Raw genomic sequence first — 21,122 nt, forward strand, 5'->3', positions numbered from 1 at the left:
ACGGCGCCCCACCCTTGACTCTGATTCGAACTCATGTTCGAATGAAGTCATGCGGTGGAACGAAGTGAGTGACGGCACCGGCTCGAGCTCCCCGGTCCTCTTCGGAACGAAGGGACTGATCCGGTCGGTGCAGACGCCGGAATTCTCAGGAATCACCTTCCACGAGGTGCTGGCGAAGTCCGCTCTCAACGGCGTCCCGCGATCGAGTTCGATGCCGTTCTCCTGGACGGTCAACCCCTACCGCGGCTGCTCGCACGCCTGCGTGTACTGCTTCGCAAGGAACACCCACCGCTACCTCGATCTCGACTCCGGGACGGACTTCGATCGCCAGGTTGTCGTCAAGGTCAATGTCGCCGAAGTCCTCGCCGCCGAACTGGCACGCCCGAAGTGGGCGCGTGACCATGTCGCCCTGGGCACGAACACCGACCCCTATCAGCGGGCCGAAGGCCGCTACTGCCTGATGCCGGGAATCATCACTGCCCTGGCCGAGCAGTCGACACCGATGTCGATTCTGACCAAGGGCACACTGCTGCGCCGCGATCTGCCGCTGCTGGCCCGCGTCGCCGAAGACGCTCCGGTGGAGATCAACATGTCGATCGCCGTCCACGACGACGCCCTGCAGCAGAGCATCGAGCCCGGCACGCCGACGACGAAGGCCCGACTGGCCACCGTACGCGCGGCCGCCGAGCTCGGATTCGACGTCACCGTCTTCATGATGCCGATCATGCCGAAGCTCACCGACTCCCGCGACCACCTCGAGTCCGCACTCCGAGCAATCAAGGACGCGGGTGCCGAACGAGTCGTCTACGGGGCGCTGCACCTGCGTCCAGGCGCCCGCGAATGGTTCTTCGAATGGCTCGAACGCGAACACCCCGAGCTCCTCCCCCGCTACCGCACGATGTATGCCCGGTCCCCCTACGTGTCGAAGGAGTATCGACGATGGCTCGGTGAGCGCATCAACCCGCTCATCGACCGCTTCGGACTGCGAGGCCGCAGCGATGACGATTACCCGGCGACCTCCCTGATGCGCGGACGCAGGGAATCGAACCGAACCCCGCATCAGACAAACCTGCAGACGGCACCGGCCCAGCAGTTCGCCGCCCCGGCGCAGCAGGCGCTGTTCTGAATCGGACCGGAATATCCGCGCGTCGGGCGCGGTTGGCACTCATATGAAGATTGAGATCTGGTCGGACATCGCCTGCCCCTGGTGCTATATCGGAAAACGTCGCTTCGAGGATGCCCTCGATGGCTTCGCTCACGGGGACGACGTCGATGTCCAATGGCGCAGTTTCCAGCTCGATCCGAGCCTGCCCGATCACTTCGACGGCACCGAGACCGAATACCTCAGCCAGATGAAGGGCATGCCCGCCGCTCAGGTGCGGCAGATGTTCGACCATGTCACAGAGCAGGCTGCCGGAGTCGGCCTGAACTACGACTTCGATTCGATCGTCGTGGCCAACAGCTTCACCGCCCATCGCTTCCTCCACTTCGCCAAGACCCACGGGCTCATGTCACAGGCCAAGGAAGCTCTGCTGTCGGGGCACTTCGAGAAGGGGCGCGACATCGGTGACATCGATTATCTCGCCGAGGTGGGGCGTGAGATCGGCCTCGATTCCGACGAAGTCCGACGTGTCCTCGCAACCGATGAGTACTCCGAGGAGGTGCGGTCCGATATCAATGAGGCCCGCTCGCTCGGCGCCAACGGCGTCCCGTTCTTCGTCATCGACCGCAAGTACGGCATCTCCGGGGCACAGCCGGCCGACGTCTTCACCCAGGCCCTCGAGACGGCATGGGATGAGGGCCAGAAGCTCACCGTGCTCGCCGGCCCTCCGCAGTCAACCGACAAAGACAAGGCAGATGAACTCACCGAGGGCGCAGTCTGCGGCCCGGACGGCTGCCACTAAAAGCCCCCCTCCCCTTAATTGCTACCTGACGGCGGCCCAGCAACCTCGCGCGAGGTTGCTGGGCCGCCGTCAGGTAGTAACTAGGGGGTTGGGTGGGGCTATGGTGAAGTAACTATGGTCAACTCCTCGTCGTTTGAGAACATCCTGGGCAGCGCAGGACTGCTCCAGGCCGGTCTGCTGCTGGCCAGCTTCGTCCTGTGCTCATTCATCGGCTTCGAACGACAGTTCAGGCAGAAGGCTGCCGGCTACCGCACCCACGTGCTCGTCGGCATCGGCACCTGCGCCTTCACGCTGATCTCCGCCTATGGGTTCGAAGGCGTGCTCGACAACGACGTCCGCCTCGATCCTTCACGGATCTCCGCGCAGATCGTCTCCGGCATCGGCTTCCTCGGCGCCGGAGTGATCTTCAAGGGACGCAACATGGTCCGCGGGCTCACCACTGCCGCGACGATCTGGGTCACGGCCGCCGTCGGTATGGCCTGCGGCGCCGGGATGCTGCTCTTGGCGACGATGCTCACTGCCCTCCACCTGTTCACGCTCTTCGTCATCGCTCCCCTGATCCGCAAGATCCCCAACAGCGACCACCGCAAACTGCTGCGGGTGTCCTACCGCGACGGAGCGGGAGTCCTCCGCGAGATCCTCGCCCTCGCCGGCCAAATGGGATTCAAGAACACCATCGTCGATTCGCGGCGGTTCGAGTCCGCCGACGGGACGCGGATGGTCCAGGTCGACGTGAGATTCGACGGAAAGCGACCCCTGCACCTGCTTGTGGCCCCGCTCATGGAGCTGAACGGAGTCGAAACGGTGAGCATGCGCGAAGACCGCGTCCATTCGGTCGATGACGACGGCGACTCCGTCTGAGCAGCGGAGGAACGAAGAAGTCGACGCTGACTCAGAACTCGATGCTGGAGAGCACGGCTTCGATTCCGGCACGGACTCGCACTCTGGAGGGTTCGCCGAAGACGGTCGACTGGACGACTGCGCCCTGGATCATGGCCAGCAGGCCGGGCACCAGAACCGCGGCCCGAGCCCGCGCGGTCTCTGCATCCACTCCCCGTTGGTCCTGCAGGTAGAGAGCGAGGTAGTCGGTGAACTCTGCGATGAGCGTTTCGAAGGTACCCCTGGCGAAATTCGCGAACTCCATGTCGTAGGAGGACTCACCCCACACCTGAACCATCACCGGTGAGAACGGGTTGTCGATGAGCAGTGAATCGATGATCTCGACGAACACCTCCGCAGGAGCCGTCACCTCACCACCGGATTTGGCTGCATCGAGCACCGCCATGCGCGGCCCCATCACCCGGCGGGCGACGTCGATCATCAGGTCGGCCTTCGACGCATAGTAGACATAGACGGCTCCGGCCGACAGCCCCGCCTCCTTGACGATATCGGCCATCGACGCACCGGCGAATCCTTTGCGGGCAAAGCATGTCAGAGCCGCATCCTGGATCCTGGTACGCATCGCGGCCTTGTGCTCCTCGGTGACCTTCGGCACTTCTCCCCCTAAAAACGAATGGCCATTCTTGATATATCCTAGCCGATGGTTTCATAATGAACGAGTATTCGTTTTCGATGATTGGACAGACATGCCGACCCAGATACTCAGCCGAGAAGACGCGGCCGACCGTTCGGCCGCGAGCACGACACCGGCGACGACAGCCCAGGATGCTCCCCCGCAGTTCGGACGGGCCGTCCTCGTCGCCGTCCTTGCCGCAGCCGTCGTCAGCCTCGTACTGCTCGCCTTCAGCTGGCCGACCGTGACCTCGGGTCCCAAGGATCTGCCGATCGCCGCCGTCGGTGATGAAGAGCAGATCGACCGGATCTCCGGCAACGCCCCCGACGGCATGCTCGATCTCAAGCGCGTCGATTCCCGCGCCGAGGCGGTGCAGCTCATCAAGGAGCGTGAGGTCTACGGAGCCTTCGTCCTCGAGGACGAACCGGAGATCCTCATCGCCAAGGCCGCCTCCCCAGCAGTCGCGCAGCAGCTCAGCGGAATCGGCACCCAGATGCAGCACAACATCGACCAGCAGGCGATCTCGGGCCTTCAGGAAGGCACGAAGAAGATGCAGGAGCAGATGCAGAAGGCCCTCGAAGCCGCGGCCGCCGGCCAGGCCCCACCCCAGGGCAACCCGGCGGGAGAAGGCGCCGATCCGGGCGCCTCGGCGATGGAGATTCCGCAGGTGAAGATCACCGACGTCGTTCCGCTCTCCGATGACGATCCCTCCGGCGCGGGACTGGCCATCGCGGGACTGCCCCTGACCCTCGGCGGAATCGTCGGAGGTGTGCTCACCAGCATGGGCATCCGCTCGCGGCGGATGCGCCTGGTCGGCACCGTCGTCTACGGAATCGTCGGCGGACTGGCCCTGGCGCTGATCATGCAGACCTGGTTCGGGATCCTGCAGGGGAACTTCGGCCTCAACGCACTGGCGATCGGGCTCTCGATCGCGGCGACGGTCGGGCTGATCAACGGCTTCGTTTCGCTCATCGGTCCTGCCGGCATCGCCATCGGTGCGGTGCTGACGATGCTGATCGGCAACCCGATCGCCTCGCTCAACCAGCCGAAGGAGTTCCTCGCCGGTTCCTGGGGTGACATCGGCCAGTTCTTCGTCCCGGGCGCGGCCGGCACGCTCCTGCGCAATTTCTCCTACTTCCCGGACGCGTCCATGTCGCTCCAGTGGTGGGTGCTCAGCGCCTGGCTCGCCGGCGGCATCGCGCTCATCCTCGTCGGCCATGTCATCGCCCACAGGAAGGCGCACGCCGCCGCACACTGACGGGCCGCGCAGCGGTGGGACTCCCACCGATCCTGGTCTTCACTTCATGTGAGGACTAGGCTCGGTGGGAGTCTGTGGTTTCACGTGTGGGACCGAGAGGATGACATGGTGGCATTATCCGATGTGACGATCTGCCGCACCTGCGGGGTGGAGACGACGCCCCCTCTGCCCGACTTGTGCCCGATCTGCGAGGATGACCGGCAGTGGGTCCCTGCCTCCGGCCAGCAGTGGACGACGCGGACGGAACTCGAGTCCGAGGGCCACCGCCTCACCATTTCCGAACGCGAACCCGGCCTCTTCGCCATCCGCGTCGAACCGAAGCTCGGAATCGGCCAGACCTGTTATCTCGCCCGCACCGATGCCGGCAATATGCTCTTCGACGTGCCCGCCTATATCGACGCCGAGGCGGTTACAGCGGTCCGTGACCTCGGCGGAGTCGCCGGCATCGCCGCCAGCCACCCGCATATGTTCGGCACCCAGTTGGAGTGGAGTGCCGCTTTCGACGATGCCCCCGTCTTCGTGTGCCGAGCCGATCTCGACTGGGTGCAGCGGACCGGGCGGGCCATCTGCCCCTATTTCCACGAGGCGGAACCGGTCCCCGGAGTGAGGCTCCGACGCACCGGCGGTCATTTCCCGGGCAGCGCTGTAGCGGTATGGACGGGCGCCGACGGCACCGGGGTCATGCTCAGCGGAGATTCCATCGGTCCGGTGGCGCGGTCGGGATGGGTGACATTCATGCGCAGCTTCCCGAACTACCTGCCGCTGTCGGCGGCAGTCGTTCGGCGCATCGCAGCCTCGGTGAACGATCTCGACTTCGACCGCATGTACGGCAACTTCGGCCAGTCGATCGCCTCCGAAGCTCACTCAGCGGTGCAGACGTCGGCCGAGCGCTATGCCGAATGGGTCTCCGGTGAACACGATCGGCTCACCTGAGCTTCTTTCTCGTCCGGCCCGCAGCGCTGGAGGTGACTGTGAGGCCTTCAGCCTGCGGGACCGCAACTGAATGTGCCCCGCCAGTCAGCGAGACCGGAACTGCGCGGTGACGGGGCAGTCGAAGGGGTCTGCTTCGCCGAGGCCCACCCGGTTGAGGTAGGCGATGATGATCTTGTAGGACTCGAGCAGAGTCGTCTCGGTGTAGGTGATGTCCTTCTGGCGGCAGTATTCGCGGACCATCGGCTGCACCCGGTGCAGGTTGACGCTCGGCATGCTGGGGAACAGGTGGTGTTCGATCTGATAGTTCAGACCGCCCATGAGGAATCCCATGAAGCGACCGCCGGAGATATTGCGTGACATCAGCGTCTGACGGCGCAGGAAGTCGATCTTCACGTCTTTGGGAACGATCGGCTGACCCTTGTGGTTGGGAGCGAAGGATCCGCCCATATGCACGCCGAAGACGGCGAGCTGGACGAGGAAGAAGACGCTGCCGATGAGGGGACCTGCCGCCCAGATGGCGAGCGCGGGGAAACCGATGAGGCGGATGCCGATGAAGACGCCTTCGATCCAACGACGTTTGATCGACGACTGTCCCCGGACGATGGCCTTGACGGATTCGACGTGCAGCTGGAGGCCGGCCAGGGTCAGCAGCGGCAGGAAGAACCAGCCTTGACGTGCTGCGAACCATTTGGCCAGGCCTGTGCGTTCACGTGCATCCTCAGGAGTGAAGACCAGTGCGCCGGGAGCAATGTCTCCGTCGACTCCGGCCTTGTTCGGATTGGCGTGGTGAAGCGCATTGTGCTTCTTCAGCCACCATCCGTAGCTCAGTCCGATGAAGAGGTTGCCGATGATCGTCGACACCCACTCCCCCACTTTCCCGCTGGTGAAGATCTGTCGGTGTGCTGCGTCATGGGCGACGTAGGCAGTCTGGGTGAACAGCGCGCCGAAGACGACTGCGGTCGCCATCTGCCACCAGCTCTCACCGATGAGGAAGAGCATGGCGAAAGATGCGACGTAGCCGAGCCCGAGGAGGACGAAGCGCAGCGTGTTCCAACCCGGCCGCCTGGCCAGCAGTCCCGCTTCCTTGACCTGAGCCATCAGCGCGCTGAAGTCGCTGGTGAATTCCTGTTCGGCGGTTCCCCTCTTCGCTCGCCTGCGTTCGAGCACCTCGGCCCGGGACGCGCGATCCGGTGCCGGAGTCGACAACGGCGTCGCAGCTGGGGAAGTCGGTTCAGTTGTCATGAGGTCAGACGGGTTCATGGTTCCCACCGTATGGAGATCCGCCCGGTTTTTCGTCACCCCAGGGAGCCGTTCTTCACCCCCTACTCGGGTAGGGGGTGCGAGACGAAGACGAGCGCTCGGACTCAGCTGTTGGGAATGACGAGACCGGATTCGTAGGCGGCGATGACTGCTTGGGCGCGGTCGCGGGCATCGAGTTTGTACAGGATCCGGGAGACGTGGGTCTTCACGGTCTGCACCGCGATGTGCAGGCTCGACGCGATCTCTGTGTTCGAAGCTCCGCGTGCGACTTGGATGAGGATCTCGCGTTCCCGGTCCGTGAGTTCGGGCAGCGCTGTGCGGTTGGCCGTCTTCCCACCGGTAGCGAAGTGCTCGATGACTCGCTTGGTCACGCTCGGGGCCAGCAGCGCTTCGCCTCCCGCGACGATGCGGACCGCCTCGGCGAGTTCAGCGGGCGGAGCATCCTTGAGGAGGAATCCGCTGGCCCCGGCACGGATGGCGTCGAAGACATAGTCGTCGATGTCGAAGGTGGTGAGCATGATGATCCGGGTCGCGGCATTCGCGGCGACGATCGTGCGAGTCGCTTCGATTCCGTCCATGAGCGGCATCCGGACGTCCATGAGGACGATGTCGGGGGCAAGGTCGGCGACGAGATCGACGCTTTGTGCACCGTCTTCGGCCTGTCCGACGACCTCGATATCTGCATGAGCGCTCAGCAGCGCGGCGAAGCCGGCTCGCACCATCGCTTGGTCATCGGCGATGACGATCCTGATCATGGGGTCTCCTTGTCCGTGACCGAAGTGTCCGTGACCGGTGTGTCGGCGCTCGGTTCGCTGTCGTCGGTCGGGCGTCCGCGGGGCGAAAGCGGCAGCACTGCTTCGACTTCGAAGCCTCCCTCGGGGGTGGCTCCGCTGCGGATCTCGCCACCGACGGAGGCTGCGCGTTCGCGCATGCCGATCAGTCCCTGCCGGTCGTGCTTGTCGTGCTTCGCCGCTTCGCTGGGACCGTCGCCGTGGTCGTTGGTGACGCTGATCCAGACGGCTGAGCTGGCCCCACGAATGCGGATGGCGATGGCGGAGTTGCGGGCGTGGCGTATCGCGTTGCTCAGGGCCTCTTGGATGATGCGGTAGCCGGCGAGTCCGGTGCTGTCGCGCATGAGGTGGTCGATCGGTTCGCCGCTGCGTTCAACGCTGACCTGCACTCCGGCCTGTCGGGCCTTCTCGATGAGAGCATCGATCTCGGAGAACTTCGGCTGCGGTGCCAGTTCGCCTCCGCCCTCATCGTTGCGCAGGACGCTGAGCAGTCCGCGCATCTCTGTCAGCGCGGTGCGGGCGGAAGTGGAGATGTCTTCGAACTCTTTGGCCACCTCCGCGTCGATTCCGGCATGGCGGAACGGCGCGCTGGAGGCCTGGATGTTGATGATCGACATGCTGTGGGCGACGATGTCGTGGAGTTCCCGGGCGATGCGCGCCTTCTCCTCGATGGTCACGCGTTTGGAGTGCTCCTCCGCGGTGTTCTCCTTCTCCTGGACCAGTTGGGAGCGGATGAGCTGCCATTGCTGGACGATGACTGCGGCGAGATACACGCCGCCGGCGATGCAGGAGTAGATGAGGATGTTGACGATTGCGCCGTCGGTACGGGTGTCTGCCACCAGCAGATGAGTGATGAGCACCGCGGCTGCCGAGCCCCCGATGCTGCCGAGCAGTGCGGCCAAGGCCACTCCCCAGTGGGCCCGGAGTCCGATGATGAGGATGATGACGATCTGCGTGATCATCATCGGAACCATCCACGGCCACGGCACACCGGACACGTGAGGCCCCAACAGCGGCAGCACCGTGCAGGCGCCGATCGACATGATAGTGCCGAACAGCGGTCGCAGCATGGACAGTGGCATGGACCCGACATGGACGATGGTGACGACGAAGGCCAGTGCGACGGGGGCCTCGTTGACCGAGACGGCGATCGACGATTCCACCGCGAGCATGACGATGGCGAGAACGATCACCGCAACCCAGGCCAGCGCCTCGGGATTGAGTCGACGGTTCGGTGGCATGAACCTGTCGAAGATTACCATCACAGACACCGGGTTCCCTTCTGTGATTCCGGCCGACCGGTGCGATCATAGCGTGTGGACTGCTTCATCACCTGGGAACGGCACATGGTGGTCAGGCTACGACCGTAAACAGACAGGCCGCGTTCAGCTTCCGCGGATCCCGTCGGACAGGTGCGCATGTCGAGTTCCTGCGAACTTCGCACGGCTGCCCCAGGACAGCGCGAGGTAGGCCACGAATGAGATGGCGAAGGACGGAATCGTCGCTCCGATCGGGCTCGGATAGGCGTAGGTGAGCACATAGGACGCCAGTGCCCCGAGGCCCCACACACCGACGGCCGCCCAATTGACTCCGCGGGTGTAGGAGTAGAGGCCGCCGGAGTCCTTGAGGATGTCGGGTGAGTAGGCACCGCGTTTGATGATGTAGTAGTCGACGATGAGGATGGCGAAGACGGGGACGAAGAACGCCCCGATCATCGTGAGGAAGTCGGTGTACTGGTCGAGCAAGGCCAGCCAGGTCGAACCGATGATCGAGATCGCGCCGAGGATGAGGGCCGTCGGCAGGAACTTCAGCTTCGTCCTGCTCTGTGCGCCGACGACGGAGTTGACCATTCCGTAGACGACCATCGTGTTCGTGGCCATGACCGAGAGGAAGATGACGATGGCCAGTGCCCACCCGAATTCCGCGGCCAGGACCGTCGGGTCGAATTCGGCCGGGTCTCCCCCGTCGAGCAGGATGAAGCTGAACGCGGTGAGACCCAGCAGCATGGCCAGCACGGTTGAGGTCAGATAGCCCAGACCCGATCCGACGATTCCGGCCTTCTGAGTCCCGGCCAATCGGTTGAGGTCGCCGGAGAGCACGGTCCAGGAGATGGCTGTGGAGATGACGATATCGAGTGCGAGGACCGGAGTGAACTCAAGTTCCGGCAGGCTCTCGATTCCTGCGTATTCGTCGGGTGAGTGTCCAGTGAAGGCGATGACGAAGACGTAGGCCATGACCAGCAGGATGAGAAGAGCGAACCAGGGTTCGGCCTTCTCGATCCCTTCGTGGCCGAGGATCGCCAGTCCGACAACGAGCGCCTGGCAGAGCACGGAGAAGAGGATCGGGTTGGAGAATCCCGTCGTCTGGGCGACGACGTAGTTGACGCTGATTCCCGCCAGCATAGCCTGCACCCAGCTCCACCCCATGAGGATGATGACGTTGGCGGCGACCGGCAGGAAGCTGCCCTTGGCGCCGAAGGCACCGCGGGTGATGGCCATGGTCGCCAGGCCCGTGCGGGTGCCGATGTTGCCGATGAGCGTGAGCACGATGGTGCCGATGATCGTGCCGACGATGATGACGATGACCGCTGTGGTGAAGTCGACGCCGGGGACGAACAGGGTTCCGGTCAACAGGGTCGTGACCACGAGGTTCGCGGCCAGCCAGATCATGAACATCCGTCCCCCGCTCAGGGAGCCGCGGATGACTCCGGAATCGTGGCCGGATTCCAATCGCTGTTCCAAACGGCGGTACCAGTTCACTGCGCGACCTCCTCGGTGTCGGGTGCGCTCTCGGCGGCACCGGCCTCAGTCGGTGACGAGCCGTCGGCAGGGTCCGGGACCGTGGAGAGGTGTTCGTGGATGGCGATGAGTTCACCGTCACCGAGGCGGCGGAAGACGATCGATTCGCGTTCCCGGTATGATTCCCGCCCGTCTGCGGTGTTCACGGTCGTATCGACGGTGTGGGAGAACACGGCTCCGCCGGGGAAAGTCTGGACGAGCTGGTCCGATGAGGCGCAGGCGGCCACTGACCAGCCGTCGGCCAACCACGAAGCCCACTCCCTTTCATATTCCGCACGAGTGTTCAGGCGTCGCGCTTCGGGGTGGAAGACGAAGGAGGCGTCCTCGGCGAATCGGGAGAAGTACGACTGAGTGTCCGTGGCGGCGAAGGCATCGACGATCGCCGAGGCGGCCGTGAGCACATCTGATTCGCTGGGCTCCGGTGTGGATTCGTTCATGATCGACGGCGACCTTTCGCAGACTGAGAAACGGAGGAGGCCGCGTTGAGTCCAAGTGATTCGCGTGCGGCCCGATGAAGCTGAATGACACACTAACGAGTCTGTGATCGTCCGCACTATCCGCGATGGACGAATTCTGCTCTCCTTTATACGAGACGGCGAATCGGCGGCGGAGTCCTTCCGCTGAGTGTCGCTGTGAGTTCATATGCCGAATGGACCTGATCGCACCAGGTGACATGCATTAATTTGTGTCGCGTGCCCTTGTGCCGCCGGACATTCGCCGGCTGACGTTCGAAGGAGAAGCTAAACCCATGAGTGCAGAACTGATCTGCGTTATCGTCCTCGGACTGATGTTCGTCATCGGAACCTGGCGGGACATCAATATGGGCCTGCTCGGCTTCATCGCAGCCGCCGGCGTCGGCGGCCTCGTCCTGCACCAGGCACCCGAAGAGTTCCTGGCAGGCTTTCCCGTCGACCTCTTCCTCACGCTCGTCGGTCTGACCTACCTCTTCGGCTTCGCCCAGAACAACGGCGCGATCGAAGTGATCGTCCGCTGGTGTGTGAAGCTCGTCGGCGGGCGGATCGGGCTCATGCCCTGGATCTTCTTCGCACTCACGGCGATACTCATCTCGCTGGGGGCGCTCTTCGCTGTGGCCATCATCGCTCCACTGGCGCTGTCGTTCGCACGCCGGCATCGGATCAATCAGTTCATGGTCGGTCTGCTGGTCGTGCATGGAGCACTGGCCGGGGCCTTCTCTCCGATCAGTGTCTACGGCATCTTCATCAATGACTATCTGACGAAGAACGATCTCATCCCGACCCCTCTGACACTGTTCCTCGCCCCGTTGGTGTTCAACACCGTGTTCGCGGTCGTCGTCTGGTTCGTCCTCCGTCGCCGGCCGGGATTGCGCACCGCCGCCGACGACGGTCTCGCGGAACATGAGGCCGCGTCCGAGCGCGGGACGACCATCCGTCTCACACGCTCTCAGCTCCCGACCCTGATCGGACTCATCGCGATGGCACTGTCTGTGATCATCTTCAGCTGGGATGTGGGCCTGGTGACCATCACGATCTCGGTTGTGCTCGCCGTCATCGACCCTGCCGCCGGCAAGGCCGCCATGTCGAAGGTCTCATGGTCGATTGTCATCCTCATCTGCGGAGTGCTCACCTACATCGCCGTGCTGCAGGAGGCCGGAACCGTCGAATGGGTCTCGGCGGGCATCTCAGCGATCGGCGTCCCTCTGCTGGCGGCTCTGCTGCTGTTCTACATGTCCGGTCTGATCTCTGCGCTGGCGTCGTCCTTGGCGATCATCGGCGTCGTCATCGCCCTGGCAGTGCCGTTCCTCGAGTCGGGCGACGTGCATGTCGGAGGGTTCGTCGCGGCGCTGGCGATCGCCGCAACCATCGTCGATATCAGTCCGTTCTCGACCAACGGCGCGATGCTCCTGGCCAATGTCCATCCGAGCATCCGCGACCGCTACTACAGACAGATGATCGGCTACGCCGGCCTCATGTGCCTCATCGGACCGGGACTTGCCTGGGTGGTCGCCGCAGCGCCGACCGTGATCAGCGGCTGAGCAGTCGGGGTCGTGGGAACCCGCGCTCTCTCACATATGCCCGGTCGACAGGAACGTCTCATGCCAGGACAGAGCCTCGGCCAGGATGTGCGGGGTATGCCGACCGGTCGGGTTCGCCGTGATCGCACGCTCGAGGTAGTCGGTGAGGCGATCTCGGTAGTCCGGGTGGGCGCAGTTGTCGATGATCTTCCGTGCCCTGGCCACCGGAGGCAGTCCGCGCAGATCGGCCAGGCCCTGTTCGGTGACGATGATCTGAGTGTCGTGTTCGGTGTGGTCGATATGGCTGGCGAACGGCACGATCGCAGAGATCGCTCCCGCTTTGGCCTGCGAGTTCGACACGAAGAAGTTGAGGTAGGCGTTGCGGGCGAAGTCACCGGAGCCGCCGATGCCGTTGATGATCGACGAACCGGTCACATGCGTGGAGTTGACGTTGCCGTAGATATCGGCCTCGACCATTCCGTTGATGGCGATGATGCCGAGGCGGCGAATGGCTTCCGGGTGGTTCGACATCTCCTGAGTGCGCAGCAGGATCCTGCCCTTGTACGACTCGATCCGGTCATTGAAATCCTCTGCCCGCTCGGCCGAGAGCGAGAACGCCGTCGCCGACACCGAGGTGAGCTTTCCGCTGTCGATGAGGTCGAGCATTCCGTCCTGGATGACTTCCGTATAGGCGGTCAGTCCCTCGAACTCGCTGTCGGCGAGATTTCCCATCACCGCATTGGCGACATTGCCGACGCCTGACTGCAGCGGCAGCAGTTCCGGCGGCAGCCGATCTGCGGCGATCTCATGACGGAGGAAATCAACGAGGTGGCCGGCGATCTCCTTCGAGTCCTCGTCGGCAGGTTTGAACGGCAGGTTCCGGTCCGGAGCGTTCGTCTCCACCACGGCGACGACCTTCGCCGGGTCGACGCGCAGATAGGGGTCACCGATGCGCTGCATCGGCTCGAGCAGTTGGATCGGCAGCCGCTCTGGCGGACGCCGGGTTCCGTAGTAGACATCGTGGAAGCCTTCGTACCCGCGCGGATGCCAGTCATTGACTTCGAGGATGACCTTATCGGCCAGGTCGAGCCAGGTCTTCGAGTTCCCGACCGAGCTGCCGGGAACCAGCAGACCGTTGGGCAGGATCGCCGCGACTTCGACGACGGCGACGTCGAGGTTGCCGTAGAACCCGAACCACGCCTGCTGAGCCGAATGGCTGAGGTGAGTGTCGACATACGCGGTGTCACCCGAATTGATCGAGGCCCGCATCGCCGGATCGGATTGGAACGGCAGCCGTTTGCTCACCGCGTTCGCTTCGGCGAGTACCCCGTCGAGTTCCGGCGCCGTCGATGCTCCCGTCCACAGTTCGATGCGGAAGTCCTCACCCCGATCGTGGGCGGCCCGAGCGCGTGCGGCTACCGCCCCCGGCACTGCCTTCGGGTACCCGGAACCGGTGAAACCGCTCATCGCCACGCGTTGGCCATTGTCGATATGGCGGGCTGCTGCCTCAGCAGTGACGGTCTTCGTGCTCAGTTCGGGGCAGTTGATTCTCGACATGACTCGCAGTCTATCGGGCAAGGAACCTCACTCAACGAGGTGGCCCCACCGCCCGAGGACTGCGGGGTCGGCTCCGCCTCATTCCCTGCTCGAGGCAGTGTCCCGGCCGAGGTTTCGGACAACTCGGAATCCGATGTTCGACGCCGATGAGTCCGGAGTGTTCGAGGAGCGGGCGGCCACCCGGTAGCGATTGCAGTAGGAGTCGTGGCACAGGAACGATCCTCCGCGCATGATCCGCTTGTCTCCGATGTCCGGACCCTGGGGATCGGATTGCGGGGAATGCTGGTAGTAGTCGCGGGCGAACCAGTCGGCGCACCATTCCCAGACATTGCCGACGGTGTTGAACAGGCCCAGCCCATTGGGCGCGAAGTGTCGGGCCGGTGCGGTGCCGATGAAGCCGTCGTCGAGGGTGTTCGTACGCGGGAACTCGCCCTGCCAGATATTGCAGTTCCATTCCCCGTCGAGCAGCAGCCGATTGCCCCACGGATAGCGGCGTCCCTTGAGGCCCCCGCGAGCAGCGAGCTCCCATTCGGCTTCGCTCGGCAGCCGTGTCCGGGACCAGGCGCAATAGGCCTGGGCGTCGTCCCAGCTGATGTGCACGACAGGATGGTCTCTTCGGTTGTCGATGGTCGACCCTGGACCTTCGGGCGCGGCCCAGCTCGCCCCGGAGACTTCGACCCACCAGGGCACGCCCGGAGCCTGACCGAGGATGTGAGCCTCTGCTCCCGGATTGGTCTCCAAGAGCATGGCGAAGACCGCCGAGGTGCCCAAACGCTCCGCGGTGGTGACGAACCCGGTGTCGGCGACGAACCGGGCGAAGTCGTCATTCGTCACGCTCGTCGTCGCGATCTCGAATTCGGTGAGGTCCACGCGGTGACGTGGTCCCTCACCGTCGGTGGGATGCCCGTCGCCGAAAGGATCTCCCATATCGAAGGTGCCGCCGACGGCGACGAAATCGAAGCTGAACTCAAGGTTCGACTCGGAACTCACGGCACGACCAACCGCAAGATCCATTGGTTGGCTGTCCCCCGCCTCGGCGCGGTTGGTCGCTGGAGCGCAGCATGAGTGGCCGTTCTGCGCTTCGGCGGCGGCGTGATCTCCGTTCTTCGTCACGTGTGGGCGCCCCTTTTCTCTCCAGGTCCGCCTCGATGCTGGGCGGGCTCTGGGATCACCCTATGACCTCGGCCGGGGCTGGGGACAGTTCGGAACCTGCCGGTCAGGTGAAGAGGCTGACTTCTCACGGTCCTGCCGCGAGAACCTGTACTCGACGTCACGAATGCGAGACAGTGGCCAGATGAACGGATCAGCTTCGCACGAACCGCTGTTGCATGCCGCCCTCAACGGTGATCGCGACCACCCGGCGACTCCGCGGACACCGCAGTCCATCGCCGCCGAGGCGGCCGCCGCCGTGGCAGCAGGTGCTCAGGTCATCCACCTCCATCCCTTCGATGCGACCGGCCGGCAGACCTTTCATGCTGAACCGGTCTCGGCCACGATTCGTGAGGTGCGTGCCGCGTGCCCGGGGATTCCGATCTCTTTGAGCACCGCAGCCGAGATCGAACCCGATCCGCAGGTCCGTCTGACGCTCATCGGCGAATGGACGGAGCTGCCTGACTTGGTCAGTGCCAATCAAGGTGAGTCGGGAATTCGCGAAGTCTGCGAGCTGCTCATCGAGCGGGGTGTCCGAATCGAGGCAGGTCTGCTCAGCGTCGACAATGCAGCGTCATTCGTCGGTTCGGGCGTGGCGGCCCGTTGCGAACGCGTGCTCGTCGAACCCACGGACACCGATCCGGATCGCGCCTTGGCTGAGGCCGCCGCGATCGAACGGGTCCTTGCCGATGCGGGCATCGAACTGCCGCAGGTCCACCATGGGGAGGGCATCGCCTCCTGGGTCGTCAATGCCCGAGCCATCAGGCGCGGCCACGGTATCCGCACTGGCTTGGAGGACACTCCGGTCCTCATCGACGGCACTCAGGCAGCCGGCAACGGAGAGCTCGTTGCAGTTGCCGCCGGTCTCCTCGCCGAGCTCGGAACCTGACCCGAGGACACACGGACAACGGCTCCCCCGACTAACCTGTGGCCATGACTGATTTCCTCAAACTGCGGAAGTCCGCCCCGGACGGCTTCTTCGCGGCCGAGGCCGCCGGGCTGTGGTGGCTGGCCGAACCAGGCGTGGCCTCGGTCGTCGAAGTGCTCGAGCACGGGCCGGATTTTCTGCGGCTGCGCCGCCTCCGAGAGACCGGTCCCGACGCCGAGGCGGCCGCCGCCTTCGGTCGTGCCCTCGCCCGGCTCCACGATGCGGGTGCTCCCGGTTTCGGTTGGTCACCGACCCCACAGTCATTCTTCGGCCCCCTCGACAGTCCCTTCGAGGTGCCTGCCGAGTCCGTCGACGACTTCACCGACTATTGGGTCGAGCAGCGTCTGCGTCCTTTGGTCACTGCGGTTGCCGGGGATCTCAGAGGTGAGGACCGGGCGACGGTCGCCTCGGCGATCGATGCCATCGCGTCTGGCGCCTTCGCCGGCATCTGCGGTGAAGGCAAGGAGGCACCTGCGCGCATCCATGGGGACCTGTGGGCGGGAAACCTCATGTGGACACCGACCGGGGTGACGCTCATCGATCCGGCCGCGCACGGCGGTCACCGGCTGGAAGACCTCGCCCTGCTCGGCCTCTTCGGAACCGCACATCTCGACGAGATCTATTCCGGCTACGAACAGACCCATCCGATGCCGGACGGGTGGCGGGATGACCTGCCGGCGCACAGCTTCTTCGCTCTGCTCGCTCATATCCGACTGTTCGGACGCGGATTCCTCGGACAGACGGTCCGTGCCGCCCGGTCGATCATCGCCCGGGCGGAACAGCTGGACCGGTGAGGTCACTTCAAGGAGATCTCCACCGGGTCGGAGAACAGTCCGCCGGCGAAGGTCAGCTTGCTCGGATCGACGTCTTCGGGAACGTCGAAGACGAGGACGCCGTCGGCGGTGTTTCCGGGATTGATCTCTTCGAGGAAGAGGATGTTGTTCTCGGCCGCATAGATACCGGCTTCTGAGTCGGCAGAGTAGGTGTTGCCGGCATCATCACCGAGTTTGATGTCGTCTTCGAAGAAGAAATTCGGTTCCGATCCGGTGTTCTTCACCGACAGTTCGATCTGGACGAACTGTCCCTGAGCCTGCGCGTTGAGGAATTCGTCGCCGACCTGTGAGACTCCGTCTTCGACCTTGGCGACGGTGACCTCCCAGTCATCGGCAGCCACAGTGTCTCCGATTCCATAAGATGCTTCCTCCGCGGCCTTGTCCGCAGCCTCCTTCTCCGCTGGCTTCTTCTCCGCGGACTCCCCCGACTGCTGGGCGTCGGACGAGCCGCTCTCCGATGTGCCGGTGTCCTCTCCCCCGCCGCCGAGCGCGCTGGCAATGGCGATGACGACGATGACGACGAGCAGCCAGAACCACCAGCGTTTGAGCAGCGGTTTCTTCTGTTTCGGCGGCTTCTGACCGTAGGGCTGCTGCGGGTAGCCGCCGGTCCCGTAGGCCGGTGCGTTCTGTGCCGGTCCCCACTGCTGGGGGCCAAAGTTCTGCGGCGAGGTCTGGTGTTGGGCGTTGTGAGGGGGCTGGTGCTGCGGGGACCACTGATGCTGGGGCTGTGGAGACTGCGGCTGCTGCGGGGTGTTCTGGGGATTCTGGGGATGGGACATGACGCTCCTTCGAAGCTGGATCTGGCTGACTGCTCCAGCTTCGTCCCGTCCGCGCTTCAGCGCGTCCACACTCGGGCTGGATCCTGCCAGCCGATCGGTTGACCTCCTCCAGCCTGAAGGCGGACTACGCGTGTCAGCCCCCGCGGTTACGATTCTCTTGTGTCAGAACAAACCGTCCCTCGCCGCAGGATCCCGCGCGGTGTGCGCATCGCCGGCAGCATCCTCATCGGTGTCATCGCCTATCTCTTCGGGTTCTTCACCTCGTCGATGGCGCTGACCGCGAACGCCTGGGCTTTCTCCGACGGGGAACTCAATGACACGGGGCTCGTGGCCGTCCTGCTGCTGTTCCTCGTGTGGGGACTCGTCTTCCTCCGACACAGATGGCCCTGGGTGCCCTTCGTCGCCGGAGCACTGCTCACAGCGGGGTGGGGCGATGCGCTGATGCTCCTCATTGCGGTCTTCCACCTCGTCATCCGAACACCCCGGCGGCAGGCGATCATCGCCTCGGCGGTGAGTACCGGACTGATGGCGTTCTCCACGGTGAGGATGTGTCTGGCACCGCCGGAGCACAATCCGTTCAGCATCTTCTTCCTGCCCGACCCGGCACAGGTCACGGGACTCGAGGCGACCATCCCTCCGGAGGATTCGCACCTGGCGATCAGAATCATCACGATCGCAGCCGGCGTCATCGGATTGTGTACGGCGCTGGGGGTCGGCGCACTTCTGCGTCGGACGCGGAGGATGAGAGCGGTCGAGTCGATCGCCGAACGGCAAGCACAGCGCAATGAGTCGCTCACGGCCGAGATCGCGCGGCAGTCCGAACGAGAGCTCTTGGCACGCGAACTTCACGACACGCTCTCCCACCGCCTATCGGTGATCTCGCTGCACACCGGCGCCCTTGAGGTCGGAGCACAGACCGACCCCGAGGTCGCTTCGACGGCGTCAGCTCTGCGGGAGGAGGCCCGCGCGTCACTGGAGGATCTGCGTCATCTGGTGGGTGGCGTGAGGAACGGCGATCTGGCTGATCCGCGGCCGGGCCATGAGAACTCGTCCCCTCCGAGCCGCGCAACGATGGCTGCGATTCCCGAACTCATCTCCTCCGTGGCGTCCACCGGCACGGTCATCCGTCCACTCATCGTCATCCAGGACGTGGACTCGTGCCCGCCCGCGCTCGACCGTGCGGCCTATCGAATCGTCCAGGAGGCACTGACGAACGCGATGAAACATGCGCCGAATCTGCCGGTGACGGTGGACATCGCAGTCTCGGCGGCCCGCGGCATCCGGATCTCGGTGAGCAATCCGCTCCCCAGCGCTCCAGGCCCAGTCGATGTTCCGCCGCGCCCACGATATGCGCCGGGACCGGCGCGAGGGGCCGGTGCCGGCGCGCCCGATCACGGACCGGGACCGGCCGGTCACCGCCCGGGTCCGCAGGACGCTCAGTTGGGATCGACCGGATCGGGATCCGGTCTGGTCGGCATCCGCGAGCGCACCGAGATGTTCGGCGGCGAAGCGTCGATCGGGGTGTTCGGCAATGAGTTCCGTGTCCAGGTGTGCTTTCGATCCCTCTCACCCCAGACCTGAGGCGATGCGGAACAGGGACTTCCGCGCCGCGCCGGTCCGTGTCATGGGCCTCGGGTATTGTGACGATCATGAACCAAGCCGCCCCGATCCGAGTCATGGTCGTCGATGACGATCCCATGGTCATCACCGGGATCCGGGGAATCCTCCAGGCCGCCGACGGTATCGACGTCGTCGTCTCGGCGCTGAGCGGGGAAGAGTCCATCGAGAAGGCGTCTCTGCACTATCCCGATGTCGTGCTCATGGACATACGGATGCCGGGAATCGGCGGGATCGAAGCCACCCAGCGTCTGCTCAACAGCGTCCGGCCGCCGAAAGTGGTGTCCCTGACGAGCATGAGCAGCGACGACTACCTCTTCAGGGCTCTCGAGGCAGGTGCCGCCGGATACCTCCTCAAGGACATCGGCCCTGTGGATCTCGCCGCTGCGGTACGCAAGGTCCACGCCGGTGAGCCCATTCTTGCTCCGCAGTCGATGCGACAGGTCATCGCCAAGGTCAGGTCGAACTCCGATCATCGCCTGCAGCGGGAGGCTGTGGAGCTGTTAGCAGGGCTCACCGACCGCGAGCGGCAGATCGCCGAACTCGTGGCCGACGGCCTGTCGAATCAGGAGATCGCCGAGGAGACGTTCATGAGTCTGGCAACGGTCAAGACTCACCTCAACCGGATCAACGTCAAACTGGACACGAACAATCGCGTGCGCATCGCCACGATGGTCGTCAGAGCTCAGAGGAACTGACGCTCCCCCGGCCTGCCCGGCCCCAGCAGGTTCGGCTCGGCCGATTCAGCGTTGCGCGATCCGCCACGTCCCGGCACTCTGCTCATTTTCGTTCGCCACCTGGCCTGCGCATTCCACGATCGCGCCTAGGGTGCAGGCACTCATCGAATTCGCGCTGGCGCAGGAGTGGATCTGACCGGAGACGATAGGACTACATCGGCAGAACCTTCATCAGGGCGCGTCTACTCGAGCGTGCCGGCGAAGAAGTCGTCGAGGACAGGCGCTTCTCTTTTGCCAAGGCGCTGGTCGAGCTCGCCGAACAACTGAGCCTGCATCGTTCCGGGCCAATCCTGCGGCAGGAGGACGGCAGGCAGCTGCGGGTCCAACCGGGTCAGGCCCAGCCATTCACATTGCAGCTTCACTCGCGCCACCAAAGCCTCCACTGGCGCCATAGCGTCGGAGTCGAAAACCTGCCACCGGTCGCCGAAAGCAGCGTATTCAGCGGAGAGAGCATCAAGATCGAAGGCCCCCACAAGGTCGTCGTCAGTCGTAGGAGGTTGAGGTCGGCCGCAGATGACGATTGGGGAGACTTCGAGCTGCTCGGCGTCCAGCACAGACATCAGCTCCCGCTCCCCCGGGGCCACCCAAGTGCCGCCGTCGACCTGACCGAAACCCGCCCACGACAGCTGGGACCAGATCTTCTGCCGTAGTGATCTCCGCGACTCAGGCACCTGAATCCTGACCATCGTCCAAGCGCCATCCCAGTCCTGTGACCGCCATCCCGTGAACATTTTGCGGCCACCTTCACCGAGGATCTGAGACCCGGTCTCGGTCAACGCGTAGAACGTCTTCCTACCCTCCTTGTGACGGGATACAAATCCCTTGGCAGTCATTCGCTGCAGCACCGACCTCGCTGCGGTCTCACCGACGCCGAGCCTATTCATAACGAAGACGATCGAAGCTCCACTGAGGGGACGAGTCGATCCAAGCAGGTGTTCACCGACGAGGGCGAAGAAAAGCGACTGCGGGCGAAAGTCCATACCCCGATTCTATGTGCACCCTCCACTCGAAAGCGCATATATACCGCAATCTATTGACGCTCCGTCTGCACATTGCATAGTATCGAACCGGT

20 protein-coding genes are annotated in these 21,122 nt (G+C 64.1%); 10 read left to right on the forward strand and 10 right to left on the reverse strand.

The genetic code is table 11. The annotated features are described in order from the left end of the window. Positions 1 to 49: 49 nt before the first annotated feature. From SB749_RS11010 to SB749_RS11020, 3 genes are all read left to right on the forward strand, one after another. The gene (locus SB749_RS11010; protein WP_410710364.1) at positions 50 to 1,126 is read left to right on the forward strand and encodes an Rv2578c family radical SAM protein; all 1,077 of its coding nucleotides are present in this window, start codon (positions 50 to 52) and stop codon (positions 1,124 to 1,126) included. A 43-nt stretch (positions 1,127 to 1,169) separates the two neighbouring features. Then, positions 1,170 to 1,904: a DsbA family protein gene (locus tag SB749_RS11015; RefSeq protein ID WP_410710365.1), complete on the forward strand. Its 735-nt coding sequence runs from the start codon at positions 1,170 to 1,172 to the stop codon at positions 1,902 to 1,904. Positions 1,905 to 2,018: 114 nt separating this feature from the next. Next, complete coding sequence (locus tag SB749_RS11020) at positions 2,019 to 2,765, forward strand: MgtC/SapB family protein (protein WP_410710366.1); 747 nt, start codon at positions 2,019 to 2,021, stop codon at positions 2,763 to 2,765. Positions 2,766 to 2,796: 31 nt separating this feature from the next. Here the strand turns inward: SB749_RS11020 and SB749_RS11025 are convergent, their stop codons facing one another. Beyond that, a complete protein-coding gene (locus SB749_RS11025) occupies positions 2,797 to 3,399 on the reverse strand; it encodes a TetR/AcrR family transcriptional regulator (RefSeq protein WP_410710367.1) in 603 nt (200 codons plus the stop codon). Between the two features lie 91 nt (positions 3,400 to 3,490). On the opposite strand from SB749_RS11025, the gene SB749_RS11030 reads away from it, so the two are divergent. Next, positions 3,491 to 4,675, forward strand: coding sequence for an ABC transporter permease (locus SB749_RS11030; RefSeq protein ID WP_410710368.1), 1,185 nt, complete (start codon positions 3,491 to 3,493; stop codon positions 4,673 to 4,675). Between the two features lie 105 nt (positions 4,676 to 4,780). Then, positions 4,781 to 5,608, forward strand: coding sequence for a hydrolase (locus SB749_RS11035; RefSeq protein WP_410710369.1), 828 nt, complete (start codon positions 4,781 to 4,783; stop codon positions 5,606 to 5,608). Positions 5,609 to 5,692: 84 nt separating this feature from the next. On the opposite strand, the gene SB749_RS11040 is transcribed toward SB749_RS11035, so the two are convergent. From SB749_RS11040 to SB749_RS11060, 5 genes are all read right to left on the reverse strand, one after another. Continuing rightward, positions 5,693 to 6,850, reverse strand: a complete 1,158-nt coding sequence (locus tag SB749_RS11040; RefSeq protein WP_410710370.1) for a fatty acid desaturase family protein — start codon at positions 6,848 to 6,850, stop codon at positions 5,693 to 5,695. Positions 6,851 to 6,972: 122 nt separating this feature from the next. Beyond that, positions 6,973 to 7,623 carry a response regulator transcription factor gene (locus SB749_RS11045; protein WP_410710371.1) on the reverse strand — a complete coding sequence of 217 codons (651 nt, stop codon included), beginning with the start codon at positions 7,621 to 7,623 and terminating at the stop codon, positions 6,973 to 6,975. Further along, complete coding sequence (locus tag SB749_RS11050; RefSeq protein WP_410710372.1) at positions 7,620 to 8,900, reverse strand: sensor histidine kinase; 1,281 nt, start codon at positions 8,898 to 8,900, stop codon at positions 7,620 to 7,622. Before SB749_RS11050 ends, SB749_RS11045 begins: the two co-directional genes overlap by 4 nt. A gap of 144 nt (positions 8,901 to 9,044) precedes the next feature. Beyond that, the gene (locus tag SB749_RS11055) at positions 9,045 to 10,418 is read right to left on the reverse strand and encodes a purine-cytosine permease family protein (protein WP_410710373.1); all 1,374 of its coding nucleotides are present in this window, start codon (positions 10,416 to 10,418) and stop codon (positions 9,045 to 9,047) included. After that, positions 10,415 to 10,894 carry a YybH family protein gene (locus SB749_RS11060; RefSeq protein WP_410710374.1) on the reverse strand — a complete coding sequence of 160 codons (480 nt, stop codon included), beginning with the start codon at positions 10,892 to 10,894 and terminating at the stop codon, positions 10,415 to 10,417. Before SB749_RS11060 ends, SB749_RS11055 begins: the two co-directional genes overlap by 4 nt. A gap of 311 nt (positions 10,895 to 11,205) precedes the next feature. Here SB749_RS11060 and SB749_RS11065 point away from each other — a divergent pair, with 311 nt between their 5' ends. Continuing rightward, a complete protein-coding gene (locus SB749_RS11065; RefSeq protein WP_410710375.1) occupies positions 11,206 to 12,471 on the forward strand; it encodes an SLC13 family permease in 1,266 nt (421 codons plus the stop codon). A 30-nt stretch (positions 12,472 to 12,501) separates the two neighbouring features. Here the strand turns inward: SB749_RS11065 and SB749_RS11070 are convergent, their stop codons facing one another. Both SB749_RS11070 and SB749_RS11075 read right to left on the reverse strand, forming a co-directional pair. Next, positions 12,502 to 14,007 carry an acetyl-CoA hydrolase/transferase family protein gene (locus SB749_RS11070; RefSeq protein WP_410710376.1) on the reverse strand — a complete coding sequence of 502 codons (1,506 nt, stop codon included), beginning with the start codon at positions 14,005 to 14,007 and terminating at the stop codon, positions 12,502 to 12,504. Between the two features lie 78 nt (positions 14,008 to 14,085). Then, a complete protein-coding gene (locus tag SB749_RS11075) occupies positions 14,086 to 15,120 on the reverse strand; it encodes a formylglycine-generating enzyme family protein (RefSeq protein WP_410710377.1) in 1,035 nt (344 codons plus the stop codon). A gap of 181 nt (positions 15,121 to 15,301) precedes the next feature. Here SB749_RS11075 and SB749_RS11080 point away from each other — a divergent pair, with 181 nt between their 5' ends. Together SB749_RS11080 and SB749_RS11085 are read left to right on the forward strand one after the other, a co-directional pair. Then, positions 15,302 to 16,045 carry a 3-keto-5-aminohexanoate cleavage protein gene (locus SB749_RS11080; RefSeq protein WP_410710378.1) on the forward strand — a complete coding sequence of 248 codons (744 nt, stop codon included), beginning with the start codon at positions 15,302 to 15,304 and terminating at the stop codon, positions 16,043 to 16,045. A gap of 44 nt (positions 16,046 to 16,089) precedes the next feature. Continuing rightward, positions 16,090 to 16,878 carry a fructosamine kinase family protein gene (locus SB749_RS11085; protein WP_410710379.1) on the forward strand — a complete coding sequence of 263 codons (789 nt, stop codon included), beginning with the start codon at positions 16,090 to 16,092 and terminating at the stop codon, positions 16,876 to 16,878. A 2-nt stretch (positions 16,879 to 16,880) separates the two neighbouring features. On the opposite strand, the gene SB749_RS11090 is transcribed toward SB749_RS11085, so the two are convergent. Continuing rightward, positions 16,881 to 17,696 carry a DUF4352 domain-containing protein gene (locus tag SB749_RS11090; protein ID WP_410710380.1) on the reverse strand — a complete coding sequence of 272 codons (816 nt, stop codon included), beginning with the start codon at positions 17,694 to 17,696 and terminating at the stop codon, positions 16,881 to 16,883. 159 nt (positions 17,697 to 17,855) lie between these two features. Between SB749_RS11090 and SB749_RS11095 the strand changes: the two genes are divergently transcribed. Beyond that, positions 17,856 to 19,277, forward strand: a complete 1,422-nt coding sequence (locus SB749_RS11095; protein ID WP_410710381.1) for a sensor histidine kinase — start codon at positions 17,856 to 17,858, stop codon at positions 19,275 to 19,277. Between the two features lie 68 nt (positions 19,278 to 19,345). After that, positions 19,346 to 20,011 (forward strand): response regulator, encoded by a 666-nt coding sequence (locus SB749_RS11100; protein ID WP_410710382.1) that lies wholly within the window; start codon positions 19,346 to 19,348, stop codon positions 20,009 to 20,011. 221 nt (positions 20,012 to 20,232) lie between these two features. Here SB749_RS11100 and SB749_RS11105 read toward each other — a convergent pair whose 3' ends face one another. Further along, on the reverse strand, positions 20,233 to 21,030 hold the full coding sequence (locus SB749_RS11105) for a PaaX family transcriptional regulator C-terminal domain-containing protein (RefSeq protein ID WP_410710383.1): 798 nt from the start codon (positions 21,028 to 21,030) through the stop codon (positions 20,233 to 20,235). Positions 21,031 to 21,122: the final 92 nt, after the last annotated feature.

This window comes from Brevibacterium sp. SIMBA_078, from assembly GCF_046534565.1.
Lineage (GTDB): Bacteria > Actinomycetota > Actinomycetes > Actinomycetales > Brevibacteriaceae > Brevibacterium.

What these genes read in the sequence shown, in the direction of transcription:
- SB749_RS11085 (WP_410710379.1), top strand. Translation starts at nt 16,090, where the DNA reads ATGACTGATTTCCTCAAACTGCGGAAGTCCGCCCCGGACGGCTTCTTC.
- SB749_RS11045 (WP_410710371.1), bottom strand. Translation starts at nt 7,623, where the DNA reads ATGATCAGGATCGTCATCGCCGATGACCAAGCGATGGTGCGAGCCGGC.
- SB749_RS11080 (WP_410710378.1), top strand. Translation starts at nt 15,302, where the DNA reads ATGAACGGATCAGCTTCGCACGAACCGCTGTTGCATGCCGCCCTCAAC.
- SB749_RS11050 (WP_410710372.1), bottom strand. Translation starts at nt 8,900, where the DNA reads ATGCCACCGAACCGTCGACTCAATCCCGAGGCGCTGGCCTGGGTTGCG.
- SB749_RS11100 (WP_410710382.1), top strand. Translation starts at nt 19,346, where the DNA reads ATGAACCAAGCCGCCCCGATCCGAGTCATGGTCGTCGATGACGATCCC.
- SB749_RS11040 (WP_410710370.1), bottom strand. Translation starts at nt 6,850, where the DNA reads ATGACAACTGAACCGACTTCCCCAGCTGCGACGCCGTTGTCGACTCCG.
- SB749_RS11035 (WP_410710369.1), top strand. Translation starts at nt 4,781, where the DNA reads ATGGTGGCATTATCCGATGTGACGATCTGCCGCACCTGCGGGGTGGAG.
- SB749_RS11070 (WP_410710376.1), bottom strand. Translation starts at nt 14,007, where the DNA reads ATGTCGAGAATCAACTGCCCCGAACTGAGCACGAAGACCGTCACTGCT.
- SB749_RS11090 (WP_410710380.1), bottom strand. Translation starts at nt 17,696, where the DNA reads ATGTCCCATCCCCAGAATCCCCAGAACACCCCGCAGCAGCCGCAGTCT.
- SB749_RS11010 (WP_410710364.1), top strand. Translation starts at nt 50, where the DNA reads ATGCGGTGGAACGAAGTGAGTGACGGCACCGGCTCGAGCTCCCCGGTC.
- SB749_RS11015 (WP_410710365.1), top strand. Translation starts at nt 1,170, where the DNA reads ATGAAGATTGAGATCTGGTCGGACATCGCCTGCCCCTGGTGCTATATC.
- SB749_RS11060 (WP_410710374.1), bottom strand. Translation starts at nt 10,894, where the DNA reads ATGAACGAATCCACACCGGAGCCCAGCGAATCAGATGTGCTCACGGCC.
- SB749_RS11105 (WP_410710383.1), bottom strand. Translation starts at nt 21,030, where the DNA reads ATGGACTTTCGCCCGCAGTCGCTTTTCTTCGCCCTCGTCGGTGAACAC.
- SB749_RS11020 (WP_410710366.1), top strand. Translation starts at nt 2,019, where the DNA reads ATGGTCAACTCCTCGTCGTTTGAGAACATCCTGGGCAGCGCAGGACTG.
- SB749_RS11030 (WP_410710368.1), top strand. Translation starts at nt 3,491, where the DNA reads ATGCCGACCCAGATACTCAGCCGAGAAGACGCGGCCGACCGTTCGGCC.
- SB749_RS11065 (WP_410710375.1), top strand. Translation starts at nt 11,206, where the DNA reads ATGAGTGCAGAACTGATCTGCGTTATCGTCCTCGGACTGATGTTCGTC.